Here is a 10,943-nt window from a genome sequence, read left to right on the forward strand (position 1 = left end):
ATCGCTTTCAGACTTTTTTATCATACCTCAATCTCCCCCTTCATAAGCCGTGGAAGCAACAGATCGCGTGATTGTTTTAGCAGCTTGTTTTGTTCAGTTAAGTATCTTATCTGTTTATCAATTGGATTTGTTATCTTTTCAAATGCAGAGATAATAGATTCAGTAGGCATAATTATCTCAATGAAATGCATCTGTTCTTTCGTAACTGCTGCGAATATAGCTCCTGTTCCTATAATATTTTCTTTAAAAAAATATGACTGTAATTGATAATATAAAAACGATTGATTATTCTTTTTACTTTTTATCCCTGCCAATCCTCTCCCTAATATTAATTTTGATGGAGCAATATTCAATCTGCCAACAGGTGCTCTTACACTACAAAGTATATCTCCATCATATGTAATTCTATTTCCGGAAGTTGAATATTTTTCATGTTTTACATATCGGTTGCCAAAATTGGTAACTCCCTGGTGGAATGGCAACCCTTTACCTTCTGTATTGTAATACATTGACTTCGGGCTTTGTCCCATTATAATAGAAGCAACCTCCCCCAGCTTCTTCCTCTCCCACATCTCGGGCAGGCCGTCCTTGAACCTCGCCTTCTCGTGTCCCGGAAACCTGAACCGGACAAACCATTCCTTATAGAGCTCCCGTGCCGCTTTTTCCAGAAGTTCGATACGCCGAATGTTGTTCTCGATAAGGTCGTCGTAAGCGGAAAGGATTGAAGCGATTTTTTTCTGGATGGGGAGAGTGGGGAGATTCAATTTTAAATTTTCAAGATTTACTTTAATAATTGTATCGAAAACTGCTCCATGAGTATTTTGTTTAAGTCTATTTGAAGCTGATTTTAAAATATAGTATAAAAAATCTTGGCTGCAATATAAATTATTTTTACTTAATATTGCATAGCAAGATTGATTAAATGCCATTTGTTTTTTACAAACAACAATTTTACCGACGGTACCTCTTGCAGATATTATAATACTCCCTGAAGGCACTATTTTTGTGTTAGAATTGTTAAGTCCAATATCTGTAATAGTTTTTTCAGTTGATATTATATGCTTATTATCTTTAAAATCTGTAACGGAAATCCATGGAATTAAGCCATTCCAATATGCTTTATTTTGTGTTGAAGGTGTTCCTCCAAGAATAATTTCTGCAATATTTCCCAATTCAACTTCTTCCCAATTCACATCTAAAATTCCTTACTTTTCCTTTTGTTAATTCAATAAAACAGCTTGCCTTTTTTAAAAACAAGCCATATAACTATACCAACAAGTCCCGGGAGAGCGAAAGCAGGCCGCGTGCCTTGAGTGACCGTGTGTTACATAGCCTCTGAGGGGACTTTTTTTTTGCTTTCATAATACTTCCCAATACCCCCCCTTATCCGGTCCGATTCTTTTAAGAAGCCCTTTTTCCTGCAATTTCTTTACGTTTCTTTCAATAGAACGGGTGGTTACGCCGATTCTCGATGATAATTCTTCTATTGTTAATGATGGTGTCTCTTTTAACAGAATAATTATTTTCTCCGACGTTTTCTCCGACGTTTTCTCCGACATATCGGAAAAAAAATCATCCTTGAACGTAATATAAAATGAATGCGGGCTTTGATCAAAAACCGGTTCCGGTAATCCTTCTTCTTTCATCGCGTCCCTCATCCGCTTTATCCCCGTTCCCATTTTCTCCACATAAATGGTTCTGGCCAAAAGCGATGCGATAATCGGATTTCTGGATTTGCTCACTTTACCGAACTCTTCCGGCGACATCCATTTAAACTCAAGTTCTTCCTTTGTCATGGCTAAATCCCCAGCTCCTCGAAGTTGCTCCGGATTATCTCCGCTAATGTTACCGCATCGTCGTTCAATTGTTCCAGTTCCCGGTGAATCTCCTGTATGGTCTCGTGGAAGTCAAAGTCCTCGTCCTCTTCTTCGGGCGCCACCCCCACATAACGCCCCGGCGTCAGGCTGTAATCGTTTTCCGCTATTTCCTTTGTATCCACAAGCTTCACAAGCCCCGGAACATCGGCAAGCGATGCGTCCGGAAAACGCTTTATATGCCAGCCGGTCTGCTTGTGGAAATACAGGGTCTGCTTGATCGCGTCGAGCGCCTTCCCGTGTGCTTCTTCGAGTTCCGCCTTCCGCTTTTTACTGTTGCGGGTTTGATCGGGTCCTTCGATCGCAGCCTTGAATGATACTTCGAGCAGTTTCCTCGCTTCGGCAAGCCTTTCGGTAACCGGCAAAAAACCGGTATAAGCCTTTTTCTGTTCTTCATGTGTTGTGAGCTTCCCCGCTTTTTTAATAAAAGCCCTTATATCATTCGCGCATCCATCCGTTTCTTTTTTCAGCCGCTGTACCGTTTCATTTTCTTTTTCCCGGATGATATCGTGATATTGTTTAATAGCTGTTTCTGTTTCTTGTGCGTGTGACGTCATGCTGTTAAAGTATGCTTCGATAAGCGAAAGGTATTTTTTTGTGTCGCCCCTGTACAGCCATACGATGGATGTTATGTTGTTGAGCTGTTCGGGTGAAAAGTCGTAGACCCTCCGGCTTACCATCCGGTATGTGTTTCGTGCGTCGATCATGAGCACGCTGTCCCTCCGTGCTTCCGGCTTGTCATTGTTCAGAAACCAGAGTTCGCAGGGAACGGAAAGGGTATAGAAGAAATTTGACCGTATGGCGATCATCGCGTCGACCGCGCCGGTCTCGATCAGTTTTCTTCGTACTTCCCGTTCGCCGCCGCCCGCGCTCGATGCCTGGCTCGACATGACGAATCCGGCGCGGCCCGTTTCGTTCATGTAACTGTAAAAGTATGAAATCCAGAGGTAGTTGCCGTTCGACACCTGCTTTTTCTTGTTCACCCCCGGAAGCCCGAACGGCAGCCTGGGGTCCGCTTTCACCTTTTCCGCGTCAACCCCGTCGACATTGAACGGCGGGTTCGCCATGACGAAATCGGCCTTTTTTAACAGGTTGTGTTCGTCCTGATAAAAGGTATTTGCCTCGGCGATCTTCCCTTCCAGCCCGTGCACGGCGAGATTCATCCGCGCCAGGCGTATCGTTGTCGCGGTCTTTTCCTGCCCGTAAAAGGTGAGGACCCGCTGCGGGTTCTTTCCCCGTACGTGCATAAAATGGCCGGTCTGCACGAACATTCCCCCGGAACCGCATGCGGGATCGAAGACGATGCCGTGGTTCGGTTCGATGACATTGACGATCGTCTGTACCAGTGAAACGGGAGTAAAAAACTCGCCTTTCTCTCCTGCCCCCGCCATGGCGAAGTTCATGAGAAAATATTCATAGATTCGCCCGAACACATCGCCGGACGCCTTCCGTAGCGCTTCATCGTTGAATATCTTTAAAAGGCGGTTTAATAAATCGTTGTCGAATATCTGGTAGTCTTTCGGCAGGATGCCCATGAGCTGTTCGTCCACCGCTTCGATCGCTTCCATTGCCTCATTGACGGCCGCAGAAGGATCATCACCCTGCGGAAGATTGAGAAGGTAGTCGTAACGTGATTTTTCGGGAAGATAGAGGGCCGCCTTTCCTTTATAATCTTCCTTTGTAATAGCCCTCGTCTTGCCTCCCCGTGACGGGAGGTTCTTCTTTATTTCTTCCTGCGCCGTCAGGAAACGGTTGTACGCGTACCGGAGGAAGATAAGCCCCAGGACGGGCATGGAATATTCCGTCTGTGTGAGTTTGGAATTGGCGCGAAGCTGGTCCGCCGCCTCCCACAGCCGTTTTTCAAGTTTCGTAATATCCTGCATTGTCTTTTGCTAAAAATCCTCTTGATAAATTTTCTTTTATAATAGTCTTTAAATCGGGTAATTGGCAAGTATATTTTGAAAAAAAAAGGCTGCATGGATAGATAAGATAATAATGTAATGGAGTTTAATTTCTATTTTATTCTACTTCTGTCTTAACGTATACGTATCGCATGAACGGCATCATCGTGTGTATTTTTTGCGCTTCATCCGCGCCATCCGTTCTTTACCGCGAAATCCGTAGTAAATCTCTTATTCCATAATCACAAGCCGAAGCCGTCTTCCCTTTCATTCATGCAATATCCGCAAGCCGTTTCTCCCGTTCCCCGATGAGCCCGTCGATTTCCGCGATAACATCGGGGGTGAGTTCCAGCTCAGCCGCCTTCACCGTCTCTTCGATCTGGGAGACACGGCGCGCTCCCACGATCGCCGCCGTCACTTCCGGGCGCCTTCTCACCCACGCGATGGCGAGGCGGGGGAGGGTGGTCCCGAGTTTTTCGGCGACGGCCTTGAGGTTGTCGATAAAGGCCATGTTGACGGACAGTTCAGGTTCCCGGAAATGGGGGTCGTTCCGCCGGTGGTCGTCCGGCTTGATGTTCGAGACCCATTCGCGGTCGATCTTTCCGGTCAGCAGTCCCTTGTACATCGGGCTGTAGCAGACGATCCCGATATTCTTTTTACCGCAGTACGGTATGATTTCCTCTTCGATGCCCCGCCGTATCATGCTGTAGGGCGGCTGGAGCGAGACGGGGGGGCGGATCGGCGTGATGCGTTCGAGCTGACCCACATTGAAGTTGGACACGCCCCCGCAGCGTATTTTCCCTTCCTTTATCAATGCCGATACTGCCTCCCAGCCTTCCTCGATGTCTTCCTCCGGGTCGGGCCAGTGTATCTGGTAGAGGTCGATCGTCTCGATGCCGAGCCGTTTCAGGCTGTCCTCCGCTTCCTTTTTGACGCTCTCCTTTTTCAGATTGCCGGCCACCCTGCCGTTTTTGTCTTCGATCCTTCCGCACTTTGTCGCGATCAACGGCCGCCCGCTCATGCCCTTTATCGCTTTTCCGACCACTTCCTCCGAGCGGCCTATCCCGTAGACCGCGGCGGTGTCGATCCAGTTGATGCCGAGGTCGAGCGCCCGGTGAATCGTTCGTATCGATTCATCGTCGTCCTGGGGCCCCCACCCGAACTGCCATGCCCCTCCCCCGATCGCCCAGGTCCCGAGCCCGATCACGGTAATGTCGAGGTCGGATGTTCCAAGTCGTTTTGTTTTCATAATCATCTCCGTTTATAATGGTTTTGATGGAATTGCCGTTTCGGTATACAAATCTCATGTCGATACTATCGTAACAGATATGATCGCCGGTTTCAACATTATGACCGCTTCAATGTGAAAAAGCGGGCAATTATCCGCATTAATTCGCTTTTCTCAAGTTAACTCGGCGGGCGCTTTCACGCCTTCGTTTTCTTTTATCGAATAACGAAGCGTGCACGGTATACCCTCCCGGGCCGCGATGTCCCGCATCGCCTGCATGAGCGGCGGCGGGGTTGGTGGTTTTTCCGCGAAGGACGGATCGAGGGTGTGTCCGGGCCGGAATTGCGCGAGGACATAGCGGTCCGTTCCCCTGATGAGCCCGCATATTTCCGCGATGTCGTCCTCCATTACGATGCCCGGGGCGACGGTTGTCCGGAATTCGTGGGGGACGCCGGAGTTCAGGATGATACCGATAGATTCCTTCACCCTTTCTCCGTAATCGGTCTGTTCAACGGCTGAAAGGAGGCGGTACCGGCCGGGCGAGGTCTTTATATCCATGGCGACATAATCGAACCGTATGGATTCGAGCCGTTCGGGAAGCGTCCCGTTGGTATCGATCTTGACTTTGAGGCCGAGTGAATGAATACAGTCTATAAGCTTTTCCAGGTGAGGGGAAAGGAGGGGTTCACCACCGCTTAAACAGACCCCCCCCAACACCCTGCACCTCTTATCAAGAAAGGAGGCGATATCTTCCCACCCGACCATACCGGATATTCCGGCGGGACGATACCCCGCGACAAGCCCGGGATTGTGGCAGTAAGGGCATCTGAGGTTGCATCCGGGCATGAAAATAGTGGCCGCGATTTCTCCCGGGAAATCGATGAGTGTCGTTTTCTGAATACCGAATCTCATCATTGGCTCAGCCGGTGCCCTTTTCACGACTGTCCGCGGCCTACAGACAGGCGACGTGTTCGGAGACCGAAGCTGTCTTTGCCAATTTTACCGCCTTTGCGGAATTTGCCGCAGGGGCCTTTCCGGCGTCCGCGGGAAGTGAAAAGGGTTGGCGGTAGTTGTATTCTTCCCGTTTTCCCTTGTTCCAGTTCTTTATCGACCGGTAGTAGCCGACAATCCGTGTATATACTTCAGTTTCCCTGCCCTTGACCTCGGAAAGCCTGTCGCGGAGCATTGAAATTTCATTATTCAAATCTTCTATTGTTCTCATCTCCTTTATCTCCTTATCTAGTTTTTTCGATGTAATTTATCCTTCTTTTTTTCGAGCTCACGAATCTTTTTAAGGATAACCGCTCTCTCCTCTTCTTTGCAGAGGGGACAGTTGAAATGTTCTCCGGAAAGATATCCGTGTACCGGACAAACGGAAAATGTCGGCGTAATGGTAAAGTAGGGAATCCGGTACTGGGAGGCGAGCGTTTTAACGAGATTTCTGCACGTTTTCCAGTCATCGATCGCCTCCCCGATGAGGGCGTGAAAGACCGTGCCGCCCGTGTACTTGATCTGGAGTTCTTCCTGCAGATCGAGCGCCTCAAAGACATCGTTCGTGAAACCGACGGGAAGCTGGGTCGAGTTGGTGTAATAGGGGACGTCTTCGCCTCCTGAAATGATATCGGGAAAATGCTCGCGGTCGTGTTTTGCCAGACGGTAGCTCGTGCTTTCGGCCGGTGTCGCCTCCAGATTGAAAAGGTCGCCGGTCGCTTCCTGGTAATCGGCGAGGCGTTTACGCATGTAATCGAGTACTTCGAGGGCGAATGACCTCCCTTCTTCCGTGCTGATGTCCCTTCCCGTGAAATTGAGCAGGCACTCGTTCATGCCCGTGATACCGATGGTGGAAAAGTGATTTCCGAGATGCTTCAGGTACCTGCGGGTGTAGGGGAACAGGCCGTTGTCCATGAGCCGGTTGATCACTTTCCGTTTGATGAGAAGGGATTTAGCCGCGAGGTCCATGAAGTGATCGAGCCGCTCGAAGAAATCCCTCCGCCCTTTCGAAAGATAACCGATTCTCGGAAGATTGATGGTCACCACACCTATCGATCCGGTAAACTCGTCGGCGCCGAACAGCCCGCCGCCCCGTTTTCTGAGTTCCCGCTTGTCGAGCTGAAGTCGGCAGCACATCGAACGCACGTCCCCCGGTTTGAGGTCGCTGTTGATGAAATTCTGGAAATAGGGCGTACCGTATTTCGCCGTCATTTCAAAGAGAAGCCGCGTGTTGTCCGATTCCCAGTCGAAGTCATGCGTGATGTTGTACGTCGGGATGGGATACTGGAATCCCCTCCCGTTCGCGTCGCCGGCGAGAAGAAGTTCGATGAAGGCCTTGTTGATCATGTCCATTTCCGGCTGGCAATCCCCGAACGTGAAATCCTGTTCCTCGCCGCCGATAATCGCGGGGATGTATTTGAGATCTTCGGGAACGGTCCAGTCCAATGTGATGTTCGTGAACGGTGCCTGGCTTCCCCAGCGCGAGGGGGTATTGACGCCGAAAATGAAACTCTGAATCGACTGCATCACTTCTTTAAAGGAAAGGTGGTCCTTCCTGACAAAGGGGGCCAGATAGGTGTCGAAACTCGAAAGGGCCTGTGCCCCCGCCCATTCGTTCTGCATGATACCGAGAAAATTCACCACCTGGGATATAAGTGTAGAGAGGTGGCGCGAAGGCCGCGATGTTATTTTATCCGGTACCCCGCCAAGTCCTTCCTGAATCAGCTGGCGCAGCGACCAGCCGGCGCAATAACCGCAGAACATCGAAAGGTCGTGAATATGAAAGTCCGCGTTTCTGTGGGCGTCGGCGATTTCTTCGGGATAGATGTTTTTGAGCCAGTAATTCGCCGTGATGGTGCCCGAATTGTGGAGGATGAGGCCTCCCAGAGAGAAGTTGACATTTGCATTCTCCTTCACCCTCCAGTCCGACTGGCATAAATATCCATCCATCGTATTGTTGATATCGAGCATGAGTTTTTTCGTATCGCGTATCACCTCATGCCGCGCCCTGTAGATGATATACGCCTTTGCGATATCGAACAGTTTTTCCTCCATGAGTACGTTTTCAACAATATCCTGAATCTCTTCGATCGCCGGCGCCGAGTTGGAATGACGATTGGACATGAGTTCCTTGAGCACATTTTCCACCTGTAACGTGCAGTGTTCGACAAGTTCGGAGTTTTCCCCGTCACGCACCGCACCGATCGCTTTCCCTATCGCCTGCGCGATTTTATTTCTGTCGTACGATTCGATTCTTCCGTCACGCTTGATGACTTTTTTGATAATCTGCTGTTGTCCGTCGTCGGGTTTCCTCATTTCAAGGAATTCTTTCCAGTCCTGACTGATCATTTCAATGATTTCCTCCTTTCCCTTTTTTTGGACAGCTTTTCGATTTCACTGATGAATTCCCTGACATTCTCGAATTTTCTGTAAACGGATGCAAAACGTATATAGGCCACCCTGTCGAGTTTATACAACCGTTTCAGCACCATTTCTCCAAGTTCGGTCGATGGGATTTCGTGTGTGTTTTTTGCCTTCATAAATGCTTCGTCTTCGATTTCAACAAGCATTTCTTCGACAACGTTTTGAGGAATAGGTCTTTTTTCGATCGCGCGCTGAATGCCGCGTTCAAGTTTTTTCAGTTCAAAATCCTGTCTTATTCCGTCTCGCTTTACTACCATAAGTTTTTTTTCTTCTATATGCTCATATGAGGTGAAACGGTACCCGCATTTCAGACACTCTCTTCTTCTTCGTATGCTTTCACCGTTTGCAAGCATTCGCGATTCAATTACCTTGTCTTCAGTCGCTTCGCAATACGGACATCTCATTTTTTATATACCGCTTTTCTTTTTTATTCACCGCACATCCTCGTTTCATATGACGAAAAAGCCGGAAATCTCCGTTTGTCGACGGACAAGACAATCGTTTGCCCCGTTCCGGCTTTGCCCCGGGGCACACTGGTGATGGAAACAACTTTCAGCTTATTACAAATAACAGTATGGGAAAAAAGTAACAGACTGTTAATGCCGGTGCGTCCGCCCGAGATCCGAAAGTTTTTCGGTTGAAAAAGATTCATCTCCGAAAGCCCCTTTTTTTCAAGGTTTTGGATACACGCTTTACGGCAGGGCGGCTGCACATCATGCCAAACATACACGCCCCGCGACGCACCTTCATGAATACAATGCCGGATATAGTCGTTAATGTGACGAATACGGCCCTCAAATTCACACCGGCACCCGGCCATATCACCTACTCTATATATAGTGTCGGTTTTAATTTTACCAAAGTTTAGTACACTATATATTGTGTGTCAAGACCGGACGGGAAAAAAATAAAGAAAAAATATGATTTTTTTAATAAACAGCTAATCATGCGTTAAGAATGGTTTTCAGGCGCACGACGGGTGACCATTGTATCCCTTGATTAAAATGGTATATTTGGATATAGTTGTCTTCCGGCCATGGCGGCCCGTTATATAATAAAAGAGAGAGTCGGAGGTTTTTTATGGGCGGTTTTTTCGGGGTTGCATCAAAAAGAGATTGCGTCGAGCATCTTTTTTACGGGACGGATTATCACTCGCATCTGGGAACGAGAAGGGGCGGACTTGCCACGTTTAACGGGGGCGAGATCATCCGCCATATCCATGATATAACGAACGCACAGTTTAAATCGAAATTCGAATCATGTATTGCGACGATGAAAGGAACTGCCGGAATCGGTATCATCAGCGATTACGAAGACCAGCCGCTTATTATCGGTTCGCACCTCGGGACATACGCGATCGTCACTGTCGGCGCCATCAAGAATCTGTCCGATCTGGCGTCTTCTTCGTTTCAAAAGCGAACGACACATTTTTCGGAAATGAGCGGCGGAGAAATCAATCCGACTGAACTCGTCGCCACCCTCATCAATGAAGCACCGACGTTCGAGGAAGGCATCCGGAATGTTTTCCGGAAAATAGAAGGTTCATGTTCCCTTCTGATCCTGACGGGAAAAGGGGTGTATGCGGCACGGGACAGCCTCGGACGGACGCCGCTTGTGATCGGCAGGAAAGAAGCCTCGTATGCGGTGAGTTTTGAAACAAGCGTCTTCCCGAATCTCGACTACGAGACGGTAAAATATTGCGGTCCCGGGGAGGTCGTTCTCATCACCCCGGAAGGATTCGAACAGTGCATCCCGCCGGGCGACAGATTACAGATATGCTCTTTTCTGTGGGTGTATTACGGCTATCCTTCTTCCCATTATGAAGGGATCAATGTCGAGGCGGTACGAAACAGATGCGGCGCCGCGCTCGCCCGAAACGATAATGTCGAGGCTGATATTGTCGCCGGAATTCCCGATTCCGGAACGGGTCACGCGATCGGGTATGCGAACGAGGCAAAGCTTCCCTATCAGCGGCCGTATGTGAAGTATACGCCCACGTGGCCCCGGAGTTTCATGCCCCAAAACCAGGAGTACCGCGATCTCGTCGCACGGATGAAGCTCATCCCTATTCGCGAACTCATTATGGGAAAGCGGATCGTCTTTTGTGAGGATTCGATCGTTCGGGGGACGCAGCTCAAGGATATCATTCAGCGTCTGTATGACGCGGGGGCGAAGGAAGTACATATGAGGCCCGCTTGTCCCCCGCTTATTTACGGCTGTAAATTCCTCAATTTCTCACGTTCAAGAAGCGATCTCGATCTGGCTGCGCGGCGGGCGATCAAGGAAATCGAAGGGAACGAAAACGCGCATTGCGGCCTGTACGCACGGACGGGTTCCCCGCAATACGGGGCGATGGTCGAATCCATACGCCGCCGCCTCAAGCTTACCTCCCTCAGGTACCAGACCATCGGTGATCTCATCGGGGCGATCGGTCTGCCAAAGGAAAAACTCTGTACCTATTGTTGGGACGGGGTCGAATGACGAGCATTCGGGGTCGAATGACGAGCATTCGGGGTCGAATGACGA

Annotated in this window: 9 protein-coding genes; 1 reads left to right on the top strand and 8 read right to left on the bottom strand. The window is 49.0% G+C overall.

Annotated features, from left to right (window positions below):
• Positions 1-20: 20 nt before the first annotated feature.
• The 8 genes from JW881_15310 to nrdR all read right to left on the bottom strand — a co-directional run bounded on the left by JW881_15310 (position 21) and on the right by nrdR (position 8,821).
• A complete protein-coding gene (locus JW881_15310; protein ID MBN1698884.1) occupies positions 21-1,193 on the bottom strand; it encodes a restriction endonuclease subunit S in 1,173 nt (390 codons plus the stop codon).
• Between the two features lie 165 nt (positions 1,194-1,358).
• Positions 1,359-1,796, bottom strand: coding sequence for an HTH domain-containing protein (locus JW881_15315; protein MBN1698885.1), 438 nt, complete (start codon positions 1,794-1,796; stop codon positions 1,359-1,361).
• A 2-nt stretch (positions 1,797-1,798) separates the two neighbouring features.
• Complete coding sequence (locus tag JW881_15320) at positions 1,799-3,757, bottom strand: N-6 DNA methylase (protein MBN1698886.1); 1,959 nt, start codon at positions 3,755-3,757, stop codon at positions 1,799-1,801.
• 289 nt (positions 3,758-4,046) lie between these two features.
• Positions 4,047-5,024 (bottom strand): aldo/keto reductase, encoded by a 978-nt coding sequence (locus tag JW881_15325; GenBank protein MBN1698887.1) that lies wholly within the window; start codon positions 5,022-5,024, stop codon positions 4,047-4,049.
• 153 nt (positions 5,025-5,177) lie between these two features.
• Positions 5,178-5,918 carry an anaerobic ribonucleoside-triphosphate reductase activating protein gene (locus tag JW881_15330; GenBank protein ID MBN1698888.1) on the bottom strand — a complete coding sequence of 247 codons (741 nt, stop codon included), beginning with the start codon at positions 5,916-5,918 and terminating at the stop codon, positions 5,178-5,180.
• 37 nt (positions 5,919-5,955) lie between these two features.
• The gene (locus JW881_15335; GenBank protein MBN1698889.1) at positions 5,956-6,225 is read right to left on the bottom strand and encodes a hypothetical protein; all 270 of its coding nucleotides are present in this window, start codon (positions 6,223-6,225) and stop codon (positions 5,956-5,958) included.
• 17 nt (positions 6,226-6,242) lie between these two features.
• Positions 6,243-8,342, bottom strand: a complete 2,100-nt coding sequence (locus JW881_15340; protein ID MBN1698890.1) for a ribonucleoside triphosphate reductase — start codon at positions 8,340-8,342, stop codon at positions 6,243-6,245.
• Positions 8,339-8,821 carry a transcriptional repressor NrdR gene (gene nrdR, locus JW881_15345; GenBank protein ID MBN1698891.1) on the bottom strand — a complete coding sequence of 161 codons (483 nt, stop codon included), beginning with the start codon at positions 8,819-8,821 and terminating at the stop codon, positions 8,339-8,341. Before nrdR ends, JW881_15340 begins: the two co-directional genes overlap by 4 nt.
• A gap of 676 nt (positions 8,822-9,497) precedes the next feature.
• Between nrdR and JW881_15350 the strand changes: the two genes are divergently transcribed.
• Complete coding sequence (locus JW881_15350) at positions 9,498-10,898, top strand: amidophosphoribosyltransferase (GenBank protein ID MBN1698892.1); 1,401 nt, start codon at positions 9,498-9,500, stop codon at positions 10,896-10,898.
• The last annotated feature ends 45 nt before the right edge of the window (positions 10,899-10,943 follow it).

It is taken from the genome of Spirochaetales bacterium (genome assembly GCA_016930085.1).
Taxonomy (GTDB): domain Bacteria; phylum Spirochaetota; class Spirochaetia; order SZUA-6; family JAFGRV01; genus JAFGHO01.